This is a genomic window from Mucilaginibacter kameinonensis (genome assembly GCF_003675385.1).
In the GTDB taxonomy this organism is placed as follows: Bacteria; Bacteroidota; Bacteroidia; order Sphingobacteriales; family Sphingobacteriaceae; genus Mucilaginibacter; species Mucilaginibacter kameinonensis.
The window spans coordinates 593866-610941 of record NZ_RCWZ01000001.1 but is presented as its reverse complement, the minus strand read 5'-3'; the positions used below and the strand labels follow the sequence as shown (position 1 = coordinate 610941).

Sequence of the window (17076 nt, the reverse complement as noted above, 5' to 3'; positions counted from 1 at the left end):
CAAAACTTTTTAACGCGTGTTCATAACTCATTAATAATTTGTTGCTTCAATTTTAACATTTAAATTTGCCCGATGCAATTTACCGCTCATGATATAAGTTTACTGCTCAACGGAACTGTTGAAGGCGATTCTTCGGCAACTGTTAGCCAGCTTGCCAAGATAGAGGAAGCCGGCCCAGGCAGTCTTTCTTTTTTGGCTAACCCTAAGTATGAGCAATTTTTGTACACCACCAATGCCTCCATTGTTATTGTTAATAACGATCAGCAATTAACAGCACCGGTAAAAGCTACGCTCATCAGGGTGGAGAATGCATACAGTTCATTCACTGTTCTGCTTGAAAAGTATAATACCTTCAGGCTTGATAAAAAAGGTATCGAGCAGCCAAGCTTTATTCATCCAACCGCGCAGGTTGGGGCGGGGGCATACATCGGTGCGTTTGCTTATATCGGCCAAAATGCAACCATCGGCGACAATTGCAAGATCTATCCTAACGTTAATGTTGGCGATAATGTAACCCTTGGCAATAATGTAACCCTGTTTGCAGGCGCTACAGTTTATTTTGACTGTGTAATAGGCAACAATGTGATTGTACACTCGGGCGCGGTAATTGGCAGCGATGGCTTTGGCTTTGCACCTAATCCGGATGGTACTTATACTAAAATTGCACAGATTGGTAATGTAATTTTGGAGGATGATGTTGAAGTGGGTTCAAACACCACTATAGACAGGGCAACCATGGGTTCAACCATAGTACGCAAAGGTGCTAAAATTGATAACCTGATCCAGATAGCGCACAATGTTGAAATTGGGGCGAATACCGTAATTGCAGCGCAATCCGGCATATCGGGCAGTACCAAAATTGGCGAAAGAGTTGTTATAGGCGGTCAAGTAGGTTTTGCAGGGCATCTAAACATAGCTAACGGGTCTCAGTTTTCGGCCCAGACAGGCATAAACGGCTCTATCACAGAAGAGGGTAAGGTATGGGGCGGTACACCATATATGCCATATAAAGACTACCTTCGTGCCCACGCTAAGTTGCGAAAGCTGCCGGAGCTTGACCGTAAGGTTTATGAGCTTGAAAAATTGATTGAAGAACTACGTAAAGGCAAGGCGAGCGAATAGCCTTAGCCTGTAATTTTAAATATGAACGTTAAACAAAGAACTATTAAAGCGCCGGTTTCGGTATCAGGAACAGGCTTGCACACCGGACAAAGCGTTACAATGACCTTTAATCCTGCCCCTGAAAACCACGGTTATAAATTCAGGAGGGTTGATATTCCCGGTGCTCCAATTATTGATGCCGATGTTGATAATGTAAGCGATACATCCCGCGGAACATCTATCAGCCAAAACGGTGCTACTGTAAATACAGTTGAACACGTATTGGCCGCCTTGGTTGGACTTGAAATTGATAACGTACTGATTGACCTTGATGGCCCGGAAACGCCGATCATGGACGGCAGTTCGATTCAGTTTGTTGACGTAATTACCGAAACAGGCCTTCTGGAGCAGGATGCCGATCGTGAATACTACCACATCCCATATAACATTCACTACTCTGAAACCGACCGTAAGGTGGAAATGGTAGCTATGCCATTAGATGATTACCGCTTTACCTGTATGGTTGATTATAACTCGCAGGTGCTGGGCAGCCAGCATGCCAGTATCTCAACCATCAGCGAGTTCAAAAAAGAAATTGCCTCATGCCGTACCTTCTGCTTTTTGCATGAGTTGGAAATGTTGCTAAAGCACGACCTGATCAAAGGCGGTGACCTGAACAACGCCATTGTGGTTGTTGATAAAGATGTTGATGAAGAAGAACTTAATCACCTGGCCAAACTGTTTAACCGTAAGGATATCAGCGTTGCACCGCAAGGTATTTTAAATAACATTGAACTTCGCCATCAAAATGAGCCGGCACGCCACAAGCTGCTGGATATGATTGGCGATTTGGCCTTAGTTGGTGTACCGCTTAAAGGCCATATCATGGCTGCAAGGCCGGGCCACGCAGCTAACGTTGCTTTCGCTAAAAAGATTAAAGCTTTAATCAAAAAAGAAAAAAGCCGCAAGCAGGTTAAAACTTACGATCTGAATGCCAAACCTCTTTTTGATACCGTTGATATTATGGGGATGCTGCCTCACCGCCAGCCGTTCCTAATGATCGACAAGATCCTGGAGCTTACCAAAAACCACGTTGTTGGCTGTAAAAACGTAACCATTAACGAAGAGTTTTTCAAAGGGCATTTTCCAGGCGCACCAATCTTCCCGGGCGTACTGCAAATTGAAGGCATGGTTCAAACCGGCGGCATCCTGGTATTAAATACCGTACCCGATCCGCAAAATTACCTTACCCTGTTTCTGAAAATTGAGAACGCGCGCTTTAAAAGTAAGGTTGTACCCGGAGATACCATTATTTACATATGTGATCTTACAGCCCCAATCCGCCGTGGTATAGCTACCATGAAAGGTGTTGGTATGGTAGGCGACCGCGTTGTTGTTGAGGCCGAACTGATGGCTCAAATTGTTAAAGTAAAAGAAACAGAAGCATGATCCAGCCATTAGCATATATCCACCCACAGGCCAAAATTGCCGACAATGTGGTAATTGAACCCTTCGTTACCATCCACAAGGATGTTGAAATTGGCGAAGGTACCTGGATCGGCTCCAACTCCGTAATTATGGACGGTGCCCGGATAGGTAAAAACTGCCGTATTTTCCCCGGCGCGGTAGTATCTGCACCGCCACAGGATTTAAAATACAAAGGCGAGCAAAGCACCGTAACCATAGGCGATAACACTACCATTCGTGAATGTGTTACCCTTAACCGTGGTACCGCGCTTGATAAAAATACTACAACCATCGGCAGCAACTGTTTGTTGATGGCGTATGTGCACGTAGCACACGATTGTGTTATTGGCGATAACGTTATTGTTGCCAACGCGGTGCAGCTGGCCGGTCATATTACAGTTTATGATTATGCGTTTATCGGTGGTTCATCTGCAGTACACCAGTTTGTTGAAATTGGCGCACACAGCATGATATCGGGCGGTTCATTGGTACGTAAAGATGTGCCTCCGTATACCAAGGCTGGTCGCGAGCCATTATCTTATGTAGGTATCAATTCTGTAGGTCTACGCCGCAGGGGCTTTTCGGCTGCCACAATTGCCGAAATCCAGGAGATCTACCGGATCATATTCCTTAAAAAATATAACGTAACCAAAGCACTTGATATCATCGAGGCAGAGTTTACCCCAAGCGTGGAACGCGATGAGATCATCAACTTCCTGCAAAACTCGCAACGCGGTATCATGAAAGGTTTTGGGAATACCTAAATGGTTGATGGGTTATAGTTCATGGTTCATAGCCGGATGCTTGTCCGCTTTGTATATGGCCATGAACTATAATTCCAAAACAGCATTCAACCATAAGCTATAAACAGGTTCTTCGGCTATGAACTATGAACCATCAACCATAAGCTCCCTATGATCATCACCCTCCAAAACATCGGCCGCCGCTTTAACCGCGACTGGATTTTCAAAGGGGTGGATTATACTTTTACCTCCGGCGAGTCTTATGCCATCCTTGGCCCTAACGGTTCAGGGAAGTCAACTTTATTACAGGTTCTAAACGGCAGCCTCTCACCATCTGTTGGCAAGATTGATTTCGCCAATGATGGTAAAGCGGTTGAGATAGACACTGTATTTACTCATTTAAGCCTTGCTGCACCTTATCTGGAGCTTATAGAGGAGTTTACCATGAGTGAGATGGTCGACTTCCATTTCAGGTTTAAAAGCTTTAAACAGGGGATGGATAAAGCCCAACTGATCGAACTGCTTAATTTGCCTAAAAGCACCAATAAACTTATCAAATACTTTTCCTCGGGTATGAAACAGCGCCTTAAGCTTGCCCTTGCTTTTTGTGCCGATACCCCCATGCTCATGCTTGATGAGCCAACCTCCAACCTGGATACCCAGGGTGTCGACTGGTATTTAAGCCTCGTACAACAATTTGCCGCCGGCCGCCTTACCATAGTATGCTCCAACCAGGAACATGAGTACGGCTTCTGTAATCACCGGCTGAGTATTGTGGATTATAAGGTTTAGCTTTTAGTGAATGGTTGATTGGGTTGATTAGGTGAGTGGTTTGAGCTGTATGTCTTAATTACGAGGCTCTTACGGAGCCAAAAAACGCCTCTCGCTTAGCTACAAACACGATACTCCTCCGGAGTTTAATTTTACCCGATATTACACCCCATAGGGGTGTCGTGTTTATAGTAATCTATCCATAAATAAAACAGCTCCATAGGAGCTCCGTATACACGCCAGAAACAATTTATCATGATTTAAAGGCATTCTAATAAATAGAAGAATCCTTAATTCGATAAATTTCAATTCAAAAACCGTTTTTTCAGGCCCGCTAACAACTGTTCAATAAATCGCCAATTCCTTATCAAAACAGTAAACCACTCACCTAATCAACCCAATCAACCACTCACTAAACCACTAACTACTTGTTTCTTTGCGCTTAAGTAACTAAGTTTGCGCCTCAATATTATTTTATGGCTAAGGCATCAGATGTTAAAAATGGAAATGTACTTCGCTTCAATGGCGAATTAGTTCAGGTAGAAGAGTTTTTACACCGTACCCCGGGCAACTTACGCGCGTTTTATCAGGCCCGTATGCGCAACGTTAAATCAGGTAAATTGGTTGAATATCGTTTCCGTACAGATGAAGAGGTTGATATAGCCCGCGTTGAAACCAACGATTATCAGTATTTATATGACGAAGGTGATTCATTAGTAGTAATGGACAACGTTACCTACGATCAGCATAACGTGCCAAAAGCATTATTTGGCCCGGCAGTTAAATTTTTGAAAGAAGGCATGAATGTAATTGTTGCCTTTGAAAGCGAAGAGCCTATCATGGGTTCAATCCCAGGTTCGGCCGAACTGGAAATTACCTATACAGAACCCGCTGTTAAAGGCGATACTTCAAGCGGCGCCATGAAAAACGCTACCGTTGAAACCGGCGCGGAGATCCGCGTACCATTATTCATCAACATTGGCGATAAGGTCAAGGTAGATACTGCTACCGGCGCTTACGTTGAGCGCGTGAAAGGTTAGCCTCCCGCCCCCTAAAGGGGGAGTGATGGTTTTAATAAAAAGAGAAGGGGTTTCGCGTTGCGAAACCCCTTCTCTTTTTGCTCTTATGTCATTGCGAGCGATAGCGTGGCAATCCCGTAGCTGTGCTCAGCGGCTTTGCATGTCTCACAGGCATAACGACGAGATTGCCGCGTCGCCCGCGGCTCAGACCCTACGCCGCTCCTCGCAATGACATATAATAGTTAGTTATTAGTTCAGTTTTGCCACAATCTCGTCCGCGGTCAACTTCTCCTGTACACCGCTGGTCATATCCTTAAACGTCAATAAGCCGGTTTGCATTTCATCGCCGCCGACAACTACCACATAAGGGATGTTTTTATTGTTAGCATACTCCATTTGTTTTTTGATTTTCGCACCTGCCGGATAAAGCTCGGTGTTGATATTGTTGCGACGAAGCGCCTGTAATAGAGGCAGACTATAAAGTTCACCTTCTTTATCGAAATTACATATAAGCACCCGGGTAGTTTGGTTGCTGCCCGCAGGGAACAGGTTAAGCTCTTCCAGTACATCGTAAATCCTGTCGGCACCAAAGGAAATTCCCGCACCTGTAAGTCCTTTTAAACCAAACATACCTGTAAGATCATCATAACGACCGCCACCGCCGATGCTGCCCATATTCACTTCGTTAGTTTTCACCTCAAAGATAGCGCCGGTATAATAGTTCAAACCACGGGCAAGCGTAATATCTAATTCAAGCTTGGCAGTTTGCAGCGGGCAACGCTCTATATAGCCAAAAACAGTTTCTATTTCATCGCAGCCTTTTAAACCAATCTGCGATTGCGCCAATGCTTCACGCAGGCTTGACAGCTTTTCGGTATTATTACCTTCAAGCAGGATTACAGGCTTCAATTTGTCAATATCCGCATCCGTAAAGCCTTTTTCAAGCAGCTCTTTAATTACTCCATCAAGGCCTATCTTGTCCAGCTTATCGATGGCTACAGTCAAATCAATAATATTATCAGCCTTATCTATAACTTGTGCTATTCCGGATAGTATTTTTCTATTATTGATCTTAATACTGAAATCTTTAAGCCCAAGCTTGGTTAAAGCCTCGTCGTAGATCATAATAAACTCCGCTTCGTTCAACAGTGAATCAGAGCCTACAACGTCGGCATCACACTGATAAAACTCGCGGTAACGGCCGCGTTGAGGCCTGTCGGCACGCCAAACCGGCTGCACCTGAAAACGTTTGAACGGAAAAGTGATCTCATTTTGGTGTTGTACTACATAACGCGCGAAAGGCACGGTGAGGTCGTAACGGAGGGCTTTTTCAGAAATAGCAACCGCAACAGAATTTGAGTTACGCTCAATAAGTTTTTGCTCATCAACTTTGGCAAGATAATCACCACTGTTAAGCACTTTAAATATCAGTTTATCACCCTCTTCACCATATTTCCCCATTAAGGTTGATGAATTTTCCATCGTCGGTGTTTCTATTTGCTGATAGCCGTATTTGCGGAAAACAGATTTAATAGTATCGAAAATATAGTTACGTTTCACCATTTCGGCCGGTGAAAAATCGCGTGTGCCTTTGGGTACGGATGGTTTAATGGATGCCATGCCGCAAATGTACAAAAAAGAGGGTTATGCGTGTTGGGATGAGTGGGGTTGCGTAATGGTTACCTGACCTGCGGGCCACAAGCCACAGGCCTTGCGGCAGCGACAATGAACGGCTCGTGGAAGAACGTCCCTTAAAACAAAAAGCGGTTTCGTTTTCGAAACCGCTTTTTGTTTTACCCTTCCGCCGCCGCTCGGCTCCAGCCCACAAGTGTTGGGAAGACGGCTATATATAGTAACTTAGTGGTATATGCGTGTTCCCGACTTGTTAAAGTTGATCCCAGAGGAGCGTCTTGCCTTTTTGGCTGACCATCATAAAACAGATCACAAGGTAAAGAAACTTCCAGTCTCACTTCTTTTTAAGCTATTACTTTACAGTCAATTTGAGGTAAAGCACAATAGCCTCAGAGTAATGGAGAATATCTTTAATTCCTATGCTTTCAGCCATTTGTCCGATAAACCTACAGCGCAAAATATACATTACAGTTCTATCAGTGAACGCTTAAGCCGTGCTGACGCGGCTTTTTTCGAAGCTTTATATCAGGATTGCCTTGAACGATTTTCAGCACAATTACCTTCAAAAGGTAATAAGGAGCATCAATTGTTGCGTTTTGATCCAACGCTGATATCGCTTTCTTCCAAGTTGATCAAGATTGGATTTCGCTCAGGAGGAAGCCAGGAACATATAAAGCAACTTAAATTTACTATAGGTTATTCAGAAGTGCCCGAATATGTTGCCTTTCATCATCAAGCTACGTTTAACAGTGAGAACGTAGCTTTGAAACAAGCCATTGTTAACTGTCCTGCATCTGATAAAAGTATCGTTATTGTCGATGCCGGCCTACAATCAAGGGACGCTTATGATGAACTTTTCGATCAGGGTATCAATTTCATTACACGGGTCAATCCGAACCCACGTAGTGTAGTTTTTGAAGAGAATAGCTTATTTGAAGCTACTCCTGATGATTGCAGGCTCAGACTGGTAGTAGACCGTAAGCTTTACTTGTATAACAGGAAGGGTAAAAAGACAAAGAACGTTTATCGATATATCGAAGCAGTCAAACCTAATGGCGAAGTATTGGCTTTTTTGACCAATGTTTTTGATCTTCAAGCTTATGAAATAGCCGCATTGTATAAGAAAAGATGGGATATAGAAGTGTTTTTCAAGTTCATCAAACAAGAACTTAACTTCTCACATCTATTATCCAGAAGCGTAAACGGCATCAAGGCCGTACTATATGTCAGGATGATCTTATCGCTGCTAATAATAACTTACCAAAGGTTAAATAGAATTAAAAGTAGCAAGTCTGCTAAACAACAGTTTGCCTTGGAAATGGAAGCCGAACTCATGAAATTTATTGTAAGACTTTATGGTGGAGACCCAGATAAACCTCCGACAAACGGAAATATCGCCCCTTTTTGGTAACTCTTCCCAACACTTGTGGGCTCCAGCCGAGTGTTGAATATCAAGCGGCCTCTGGCCGCCGAAGTCCGGTGCGCAGGCCAGAGGCCTGGAAATAGTTGCCACTCGGCCGGAGCCGGGCGGCGGCATTATTTTTTACCGCCTGTGCGCGTTAAAAGTTAAACTGCTTGCAAAGCCGATAGTAACATAACCATAGCTGTCTTCAAAAAACTGGTTGTAATCATCCTGACCACGATAGCCGCCGCCAATCATGAGGGCAGCATCGGGCATAAACGGAAACTGGTAGTAATATTTCAGGCTCACGTTTAAACGTTTTTTGAAATCAAAGCTCGAGTAATTATCATATTTATCGGCAATATAAGTGAAGTCGAACCGGATCCGTTGCCAGTTTTGATAGATCTTTTTGCTTTTATCTGTCGGATCTTCATAGGCCTTGGCAAAGTTGTACATACGACTACCGTTAATGCGGATAAAACCGTAATGATCTTTCAAACCTTCAGACAAACCCAGGTTAAACAAACCGGCGTGAACCTCTAAGCCCAGGTTATCATAGCGGTTAATGATCAGGTCTTTTTTATCGAAGCGCTTACCACTGTAATAAGTTAAAGTATAAAAGTTGGTAGTGAACTTTCCGCTATCGCGATTAAAGCTGCCATCAGGGTTAAGCGATGGGCCGCGTACCCCGTTGGAGTGGTGCGAGTATCCAAATGAGAAGAATTTTGGATTGTAGGTATCCTCGTTCACCCTGAAATACAGGGTAGCGCCCGGCATAAAGCTTGGCGATTTTACCGGTGCACCTTGCGAGGCCAGCAAACGGATCTTCACCCTTGCCGTAAACACGAAGAAGAAACGTGATTTTGGCGTACTGAATAAAACGAAGTTAGGCGCCAGATCGGCAGTGAGCTGTGTTTTTATCTTGTTAAAGTAATCGTTGCCACCTTCGGATACACGCAGGTTTTGCTCATAAATATGATCGAAAGTCTGGTTAATCAAGCGCTTTTTCATCAGCGTGCTATCTGCCAATGAGTCTGCCGGGGCAGGGGCCTTAGTGCCGGCAATGGCCTTTGAGCTATCAACTGCGATAAAAATGAGCAGTACACAAATTGCTTTTAACGCAATCGTAAAATTAGAACGGGGAGTTAAAGCGGACTTCTTAAAATCTGGTTTTATAAAATAAAAATTAATCAATGTAGTAAGTATTGTTTTACCGATAATGCCTGGGTTATAGCTGCTTATGGTTAACCCTATGTGTTAACATACGGTTAAGAATAACGGCGCAATATTACTTATTATAAGTTTTTGTACAATCAGGAATATGTCAGGGCTAAGTAAATGTATCTGCAGTTTGTTTCTTATGACATTTGCCGGAAATTATACACGTTTGTTGTCGGTTTATATGGCAAAACGAATATTGTAACCAAGCTTTTACCTCTGTTTTCGCCGGCTTATACTTTATTTTTGCGATAATCGTTTTAGCATTAAAAAAAAGCCAATATATTTATCGCAACCTAAAAAATGTTCGCTTAATTTGTAATTAAAACGTTTTATCAAAATATAGTTCTTAAACAGTTTTAAACTTTTTAAGTCACATACCTTGTACAGAGCAAATACTATGAAACCAACAGGAGCCGCTTCAACCAACCAAAGCTATTTACATGGCGGTTCCGATACTATAAAAAACAATTATAACTTATGAAAAAGATCATGCTTGGCCTTATGGCCATCCCTGCCTTTTGCCTGTCGGTATCGGCGCAGACCAAACTTTTCGACGGGAAAACTACCAAAGGCTGGCACACCTATTTAAAAAAAGAAGTAGTAGGATGGAAAGTTGTTGACGGTGCTTTACAACTTGACCCGAAAGCAGCGGAAGGCCATGGCGACTTGGTTACCGACGGCGAATACGAAAACTATGAGCTTACCTTAGAGTGGAACATCAGCAAAGAAGGTAACAGCGGTATTATTTTCGGTGTGCATGAAGACCCTCAATTTGGCGCTACCTACCTAACCGGTATGGAAATGCAGGTATTGGATAACAAAGATGCCGAAGACAATAAAAAAACAAACCACCTTGCAGGTTCATTATACGATATGATTGCCCCATCAAAAGATGTATGCAAACCTGCGGGCGAATGGAACAAAGTAAAGCTGCGCAAAAAAGATGGCCAGCTTACTTTCTGGCTTAACGGCACCCAAATCGTTGACGTGAAAATGGGTAGCGACGAATGGAACAAAGTATTGGCTGATAGCAAATTTAAAAACTGGAAAGGTTTTGCTCAATATCCTAAAGGCCACATCGCGTTACAGGATCATGGTCACTTGGTTAGCTACCGTAACATTAAACTTAAAGAGCTTTAATATTTTTTATGAACAGGGTACGTTTATAGCGCCCTGTTCATATATTTATACCTTAACTTAAATTGTGTTTAGCATGCTATGGCATGTTTAATTTCCTCTCCATATAAGAATAGAAGGATACTTTGATATAATATGAGCGATCTGCAAATTAAAAAATCATCAGCCACCTATGACGTGGTGATTGTTGGTTCGGGTGCCGGTGGGGGTATGGCCGGTTACGTTTTGGCCAATGCCGGTATAAAAGTTTTAATGCTTGAGGCCGGTGCCTATTTTGACCCTGCTAAAGATTCACAACAATTAAAATGGCCATGGGAATCACCACGCCGCGGTGCCGGTACAACCCGTCCGTTCGGCGATTTTGACGCCGCCTTCGGTGGCTGGCAAATTGATGGCGAGCCTTACACCACTAAAGATAAAACCGAGTTTTTCTGGTTCCGCTCGCGTATGCTGGGCGGTCGTACCAATCACTGGGGCCGTATCTCATTAAGGATGGGCCCGCGCGATTTCCAGGCCAAAGACGGCCTTACCGACGATTGGCCAATCACCTATGACGATGTAAAACCTTATTATGATAAGGTTGACCGCATGATTGGTGTTTACGGTACCAAAGAAGGTTTGGAAAACGAGCCGGATGGTATCTTCTTACCGCCGCCAAAACCAAGACTTAATGAGCTGTACATTGTACAGGGGGCTCAAAAAGCAGGTGTTAAAATTATTCCGGGCCGTGGTTCGGTTTTAACAGAAGCTTTACCGGGCAATAAAGATCGTGGTGCCTGTTTCTTCTGCGGTCAGTGCGGTCGTAGCTGCAAGGTTTATGGCGATTTCTCAGCTTCATCTTGCTTAGTTATCCCGGCTATTAAAACCGGTAACTTAAAAGTGATCACCAATGCCATGGTGCGCGAGGTGATAACCAATGCCGAGGGCTTGGCCGTTGGTGTATCATACATTAATAAAGAAGATTTACAAGAGTACCAGGTAAACGCCAAAACAGTTATCCTTGGTGCAAGTGCCGGCGAATCTGCCAGGATCCTGCTTAACTCAAAATCAGCTCAACACCCGGGCGGTTTAGCTAACAGCAGCGGCGTTGTTGGCCGTTACCTGCATGACTCAACCGGTTCAAGCGCGGGCGGTTTCCTTCCGCAACTGGTAGACCGTAAGCGTTACAACGAAGATGGTGTTGGTAGTGTGCATATCTATTCGCCATGGTGGTTAGACAATAAAAAACTGGACTTCCCTCGCGGTTACCATATTGAATATGGCGGTGGTTTACACATGCCATCATACGGTTTCAGCGGTGGTATCCAAAATATGAACGGTGTAGTGCCTGGTCGCGATGGCAAAATGAAAGATGGCGGTGGCTATGGTGCATCATTGAAAGACGATTACCGTCGTTTTTATGGTACACAGTTTGGCATGGCCGGTCGTGGTACTGCCATTGCCCGTTATGATAACTATTGCGAAATTGACCCTAACGTAGTTGATAAATACGGTATCCCGGTATTGCGTTTCCACTACAAATGGGCCCCTGAAGAAATTAAACAGGCCAAACACATGCAGGAAACCTTCCAGGAGATCATGCACAATATGGGTGGCGCCATCTACGGTCCGCCGCAAGGCCCTGAAACCAATTACGGTTTGGAAGCACCAGGTAAGATCATCCACGAAGTTGGTACTATCCGTATGGGTAACGATCCTAAAAAATCGGCCCTTAACAAATGGTGCCAGGCCCATGATTGTAAAAACCTGTTTGTAGTTGATGCTGCTCCGTTTGTTCAACAGGGCGATAAAAACGCTACATGGACAATCCTTGCGTTATCAATGCGTACTGCAGAATACATTATTCAGGAAAGAAAAAAACTAAACGTTTAACAAGCACATCCATAAAATATCATGAACAGACGTGATTCCCTTAAAGCATTAGGCTTTACCACACTTTCGGCAGGATTATTACTGGAGGCCTGTAAAACCGATACCAAAAAAGGCGCTGAAGAAACAACCACCGCTGCAGCGGGTGACGAAACCGGTCGCCAGCCGTTTGAGGTTGAGCGTGACAAAAAACTGCACGCCGATAAATTCTTTACCGCCGCAGAAATGGCTACCATCACCGTACTTGCCGATATTATTATCCCTAAGGATGATAAATCGGGCAGTGCCTCTGATGCTAAAGTACCTGATTTCATAGAGTTTATCGTAAAAGATATCCCGGACCATCAAACACCAATGCGTGGTGGTTTACGCTGGCTGGACTTGCAATGCCTTAACCGCTTCGGCAAACCATTTACCGATTGCACCAAAGATCAGCAGATCCAACTGGTTGATATGATTGCTTACCCGGCTAAAGCGAAGCCAGAAATGGCCCAGGGCGTAGCTTTCTTCAACCGCATGCGTGACCTTACCGCATCGGGCTTTTTCACCAGCGAAATGGGTGTAAAAGACATTGGCTATGCAGGTAACCAACCCGGTAAATGGACGGGTGTCCCTGAGGATATCCTGAAACATTACGGTATGGAAAACGTGAAAGCTTCGGCTTCGATGTAAGAAGTTTAATAAGTTCGTCATTGCGAGGAACGAAGCAATCCCAAACTCTACAGAGAGGCTCTGCTTATCGGGGATTGCTTCGTTCCTCGCAATGACGTTTTTTATGGTTTTTACTTCAACGCCCAGGCCGCAACGCCAAACGCGGGCAAAGTAACCGCCAGCTTTCCATCCTTCAGCGCCGGCTTAACATCACCAATAACACTAACCGGATTCCCACCGGCATCAATGTTGCCCACCGCTTCTTTATCCGACAAGTTTATCGCCACCAGTATAGTTTGCCTGGCGTCCCTTCTCATAAAAGTAAAAACATGATCGTTATCATTACCGATTGTTTTATAGCTACCCTCAACAAAGGCAGGGTTTGCTTTGCGGATAGCGATCATCTTTTTGTAGTAACGCCACAATGAGTTAGGATCCTGCTTTTCTTCCTCTAAGGAGATACCATCGTTAGGTTTATCGCCATTGAACTGATCTTTCCAGGGGCCTGTTTGCTTATACCATAGCGCCATGCCCCTGCCGGTATCACTTTTATACCATTCGAAGGCTTGCCTGTCGGGAATTTCATTGGCATCGGTAGCGCCAAAATTTGCCGGAGTACCCGTCATGCCCAATTCCTGCCCATAGTAAATGGCCGGGATGCCGCCCATCAGCAGGTTAAAAGCGCAGCCCACCTTCATCTTTGCCAAATCTCCCTTCACGGCATAGCTAAAGCGGGGAACGTCATGATTTTCGATAAAAACCACTTGCTGTTTGCCAGGCGGCAGCATAGCCAGCGTTGAATCGGCATTGGTTAAAAGCAGCTTTTTATCAAACGACCGGATAGCGAAGCACAACCTCAGCCCAAACACCCGGTCAACGCCGCCATGTTCCAGGTATTCGTTACCCAGGCTAAACCAATTGGCTTGCTCGGCAACTATCTTTATTTTAGGGTTGATGGCCCTTAGTTTGGTTAACATTGGGTTCCAAAAAGTATCAAATAAATGCGGGAGGCGGCCTTTATTATCCAGATCGTCCATCATATGATCAAGCCGGAAACCATCTACACCATCATCAAATTTGCCGTCGCCATTAGGATCAATCCAGTAGCTGAACAATTTAAGATTATACGCCTTTGATGCCTCGCTATTGAGATTAGCCGTAGTTATTTTGCGTGTTACGCCATCATATCTTTCAATCCCGTGAGGTTATACACTATGGTCAACGGCTTTTGGTTGTCCTTATCATCCCATAAAATATAGTCGCTATACGGTGATTTTGGATTGCCGAAAGCTTCCTTCCACCATCGGGAATCTTCAGTCACATACTGGGTTTCCATGTCCATATAAAACTTCATTCCACGGCGGTGCAGTTCTTTAATCAGCTTAAGATAATCGGTAAGAGTACCGTACTTTGGATCGATCTTTTCAAAATCAGCGGCGAAATAATTATGATAAAATGCCGATTCATAAAGCGGGGTTAACAGGATAGATGTTACCCCAAGATCCTGCAAATAATCAAGTTTTTGCCGGATGCCATTCAGGTCGCCATGATAATCGCCATTGCTGTCATAAAAACTCCGCTGAAATATATGATAAATGATTTCGTCGTTGGCTGCCGCCTTAGGCCTTGCGTTAATTGTGGTGAAAATTAACCCAAACAACAAACTGCTGAGGATAAATTGCCTGTTTAGTTTCATAAAAGTTACAATCGGTTTTTAAAGTAACGTAAAGCCCTGATAATTAACAATTACTATAAGTGAGAAAAAGTGGCATATTTTATCCCCCGCTGTGTCAAACAAGTGGCAAAATTACCCAAAAACAAAGTCAGGGATAAAATAAGCCACTTTTTGGACAATTTGCTAAAGTTTTAAAACCAAGTGTTAGTATATTTTTGTTTTAAAAGTTAAGCATATTTCGGCCACGCCAGTATGCTGCTTTAATGACACCTATATTGTTAAGCGGGGCCAATGAAACAACCTCAATATATATCACGATTATGGCTATAACGTGCAAGGCTGCTATTGCCAATGGCAAAGGCGGGTTTTCGATACAGGATATTGTGGTGAACGAGCCCAAAGACGATGAAGTGCTGGTTAAGATAAAAGCGGCAGGGCTTTGCCATACCGATCACGACTCCCTGAATTGGGGGAAACAGCTTATTATAGGCCATGAAGGTGCCGGCATTGTGGTTTCTGTCGGGAAAAATGTCAGCAGTGTATCGGCCGGCGATAAGGTGATCCTGAACTGGGCTATGCATTGCGGCAAATGCTTTCAGTGCCTGGAAGGTAATCAGCATTTGTGTGAAGTAGCCTCGCCGGTTGCAGCCGGCGGCAACGGCTACACTCCGGGCCATGCCGAACTTGAAGGCACAACATTAAACGGCGAACCTATTTTAAGGTCATTCAACATTGGCACTATTGCAGAGTATACACTGGTAAAAGAATCGGCGGTGGTAAAAAACACTTCCGAAAGTATGTCGTTCCCGGCGGCAAGTATTATCAGCTGTGGGGTAATGACGGGGTATGGCTCTGTTATAAACGCCGCCAAACTAAAAAAAGGCTCATCAGCCGTAGTCTTGGGCACCGGCGGCGTGGGCCTTAATGTGATACAAGGCGCAAAGGTTGCAGGCGCAGGAAAGATCATCGCCGTTGATATTAACCCAACACGGCTTGAAATGGCTGTTAAATTTGGCGCCACGCACACTGTTCTGGCCTCAAAAGATGATACCGGCCTGCTTAATGCAGCGCAGGAAGTAAAAAAACTTACTGATGGCCGCGGTGCCGATTATGCTTTTGAATGTACCGCCATCCCCGAGTTAGGAGCGGCACCATTAGCTATGGTTCGCAACGCGGGCACTGCCGTGCAGGTAAGCGGCATTGAACAGGACATTACTATTGATATGCGCCTTTTTGAGTGGGATAAAATTTATATCAATCCGCTTTATGGCAAATGCCGCCCGCAAATTGATTTTCCGGATATAGTACAACACTATACCAGCGGGCACTTATTACTTGAAGAAATGATTACACGTACATACCCTATTAACGAACTTGATAAGGCTTTTGACGACATGCTGAAAGGCAGGAACGCCAAAGGTGTTATCGTGTTCGACTGAACAAGCTCATGCCATTTAAAACCACAGAAATTTCCAACCCGCAATATGAAAGCAATCATCTACGGTTTATAACTGTAAAAACCCCAAACCTGAAGGGCAGGGGAGATATTTGCGTATACGTTCCGCCAGGGAACAATAAAAATGAAGTTCTGCCCATTGTGATATTATTGCATGGCGTGTACGGGAGTGCATGGAGCTGGGCCATGAGCGCCGGGGTTCATTTAACCACCAACGAACTCATTAAAAAAGGCGAACTGCCAAAAATGATCCTCGCCATGCCATCAGACGGGCTTTGGGGCGATGGCTCTGGATACTTACCGCACAGCGGCTTCAATTTTGAGCAATGGATTGCCGATGATGTGCCTACAGCAATAATGGAAAACATTCCCGGCGCAACACCAAATTCGCCATTGTTTATTGCAGGCCTATCTATGGGGGGCTTTGGCGCTTTAAGGATAGGTGCAAAATACGGGTATAAGTTTAAAGCTATTTCGGGCCTTTCATCTATAACAAGCCTGCCACAGATCAAACTTTTTGCCGGAGAGCCATTGAAAACCTACGCGCAGGATATCATAGCCGACGAAGACGTATTTGCAACATTTAAAAAGTACAGGGATCAGCTACCTCCCGTGAGGTTTGATTGCGGAACCAATGACCTGCTCATCAATTACAACCGCGACCTCCATAAAAAGCTAACCAAGGAAAAGATAGAGCATATTTATGAAGAAAACACAGGCGGGCATGAGTGGTTGTACTGGGCAAAGCATATTGTATCAACCCTTAAATTTTTTGCGGGCAAGCTGTAAGTGAGGCCTTTAATATAAACTAACAGTTGTATCATAATATGCGAATATCATTATTTTGTCAGATTTGATTAGTCGAACATACCATTATCACTATTAGTAACGTTTACCTACTTTGTAGGTTAACACCTGCAAATAGTGATAAG

15 protein-coding genes are annotated in these 17076 nt (G+C 44.2%); 11 read left to right on the top strand and 4 right to left on the bottom strand.

Annotated elements, in window-relative coordinates; genetic code table 11:
• Positions 1-72 precede the first annotated feature (72 nt).
• The 5 genes from lpxD to efp all read left to right on the top strand — a co-directional run bounded on the left by lpxD (position 73) and on the right by efp (position 5122).
• Positions 73-1122, top strand: a complete 1050-nt coding sequence (gene lpxD / locus EAH55_RS02740) for a UDP-3-O-(3-hydroxymyristoyl)glucosamine N-acyltransferase (protein WP_121808388.1) — start codon at positions 73-75, stop codon at positions 1120-1122.
• 21 nt (positions 1123-1143) lie between these two features.
• Complete coding sequence (locus EAH55_RS02735; RefSeq protein WP_208644776.1) at positions 1144-2550, top strand: bifunctional UDP-3-O-[3-hydroxymyristoyl] N-acetylglucosamine deacetylase/3-hydroxyacyl-ACP dehydratase; 1407 nt, start codon at positions 1144-1146, stop codon at positions 2548-2550.
• Positions 2547-3332: an acyl-ACP--UDP-N-acetylglucosamine O-acyltransferase gene (gene lpxA / locus EAH55_RS02730; RefSeq protein ID WP_112572778.1), complete on the top strand. Its 786-nt coding sequence runs from the start codon at positions 2547-2549 to the stop codon at positions 3330-3332. The genes EAH55_RS02735 and lpxA overlap by 4 nt, the downstream gene beginning before the upstream one ends.
• Positions 3333-3482: 150 nt before the next feature.
• Entirely contained in the window at positions 3483-4103 is a 621-nt protein-coding gene (locus EAH55_RS02725; protein ID WP_121808386.1) for an ABC transporter ATP-binding protein, read from the top strand.
• Positions 4104-4558: 455 nt separating this feature from the next.
• Positions 4559-5122 (top strand): elongation factor P, encoded by a 564-nt coding sequence (efp, locus tag EAH55_RS02720; RefSeq protein ID WP_112572781.1) that lies wholly within the window; start codon positions 4559-4561, stop codon positions 5120-5122.
• A gap of 228 nt (positions 5123-5350) precedes the next feature.
• Here the strand turns inward: efp and hisS are convergent, their stop codons facing one another.
• Positions 5351-6721 carry a histidine--tRNA ligase gene (hisS, locus tag EAH55_RS02715; RefSeq protein ID WP_121808385.1) on the bottom strand — a complete coding sequence of 457 codons (1371 nt, stop codon included), beginning with the start codon at positions 6719-6721 and terminating at the stop codon, positions 5351-5353.
• 247 nt (positions 6722-6968) lie between these two features.
• Between hisS and EAH55_RS02705 the strand changes: the two genes are divergently transcribed.
• Entirely contained in the window at positions 6969-8144 is a 1176-nt protein-coding gene (locus EAH55_RS02705) for an IS4 family transposase (RefSeq protein WP_121808383.1), read from the top strand.
• Positions 8145-8276: 132 nt separating this feature from the next.
• Here EAH55_RS02705 and EAH55_RS02700 read toward each other — a convergent pair whose 3' ends face one another.
• On the bottom strand, positions 8277-9329 hold the full coding sequence (locus tag EAH55_RS02700) for a hypothetical protein (RefSeq protein WP_121808382.1): 1053 nt from the start codon (positions 9327-9329) through the stop codon (positions 8277-8279).
• A 504-nt stretch (positions 9330-9833) separates the two neighbouring features.
• Here EAH55_RS02700 and EAH55_RS02690 point away from each other — a divergent pair.
• The 3 genes from EAH55_RS02690 to EAH55_RS02680 all read left to right on the top strand — a co-directional run bounded on the left by EAH55_RS02690 (position 9834) and on the right by EAH55_RS02680 (position 13034).
• On the top strand, positions 9834-10496 hold the full coding sequence (locus EAH55_RS02690) for a 3-keto-disaccharide hydrolase (RefSeq protein WP_208644775.1): 663 nt from the start codon (positions 9834-9836) through the stop codon (positions 10494-10496).
• 132 nt (positions 10497-10628) lie between these two features.
• Entirely contained in the window at positions 10629-12365 is a 1737-nt protein-coding gene (locus EAH55_RS02685) for a GMC family oxidoreductase (protein ID WP_112572788.1), read from the top strand.
• Positions 12366-12386: 21 nt separating this feature from the next.
• Positions 12387-13034, top strand: a complete 648-nt coding sequence (locus EAH55_RS02680; RefSeq protein WP_121808381.1) for a gluconate 2-dehydrogenase subunit 3 family protein — start codon at positions 12387-12389, stop codon at positions 13032-13034.
• A gap of 110 nt (positions 13035-13144) precedes the next feature.
• On the opposite strand, the gene EAH55_RS02675 is transcribed toward EAH55_RS02680, so the two are convergent.
• Complete coding sequence (locus EAH55_RS02675) at positions 13145-14128, bottom strand: alpha-amylase family glycosyl hydrolase (protein WP_121808380.1); 984 nt, start codon at positions 14126-14128, stop codon at positions 13145-13147.
• Between the two features lie 59 nt (positions 14129-14187).
• Entirely contained in the window at positions 14188-14709 is a 522-nt protein-coding gene (locus EAH55_RS02670; protein ID WP_121808379.1) for an alpha-amylase family glycosyl hydrolase, read from the bottom strand.
• 299 nt (positions 14710-15008) lie between these two features.
• Here EAH55_RS02670 and EAH55_RS02665 point away from each other — a divergent pair, with 299 nt between their 5' ends.
• Positions 15009-16127 carry a Zn-dependent alcohol dehydrogenase gene (locus tag EAH55_RS02665; protein ID WP_121809010.1) on the top strand — a complete coding sequence of 373 codons (1119 nt, stop codon included), beginning with the start codon at positions 15009-15011 and terminating at the stop codon, positions 16125-16127.
• An 8-nt stretch (positions 16128-16135) separates the two neighbouring features.
• Positions 16136-16933, top strand: a complete 798-nt coding sequence (locus EAH55_RS02660; RefSeq protein WP_121808378.1) for an alpha/beta hydrolase — start codon at positions 16136-16138, stop codon at positions 16931-16933.
• Positions 16934-17076 lie beyond the last annotated feature (143 nt).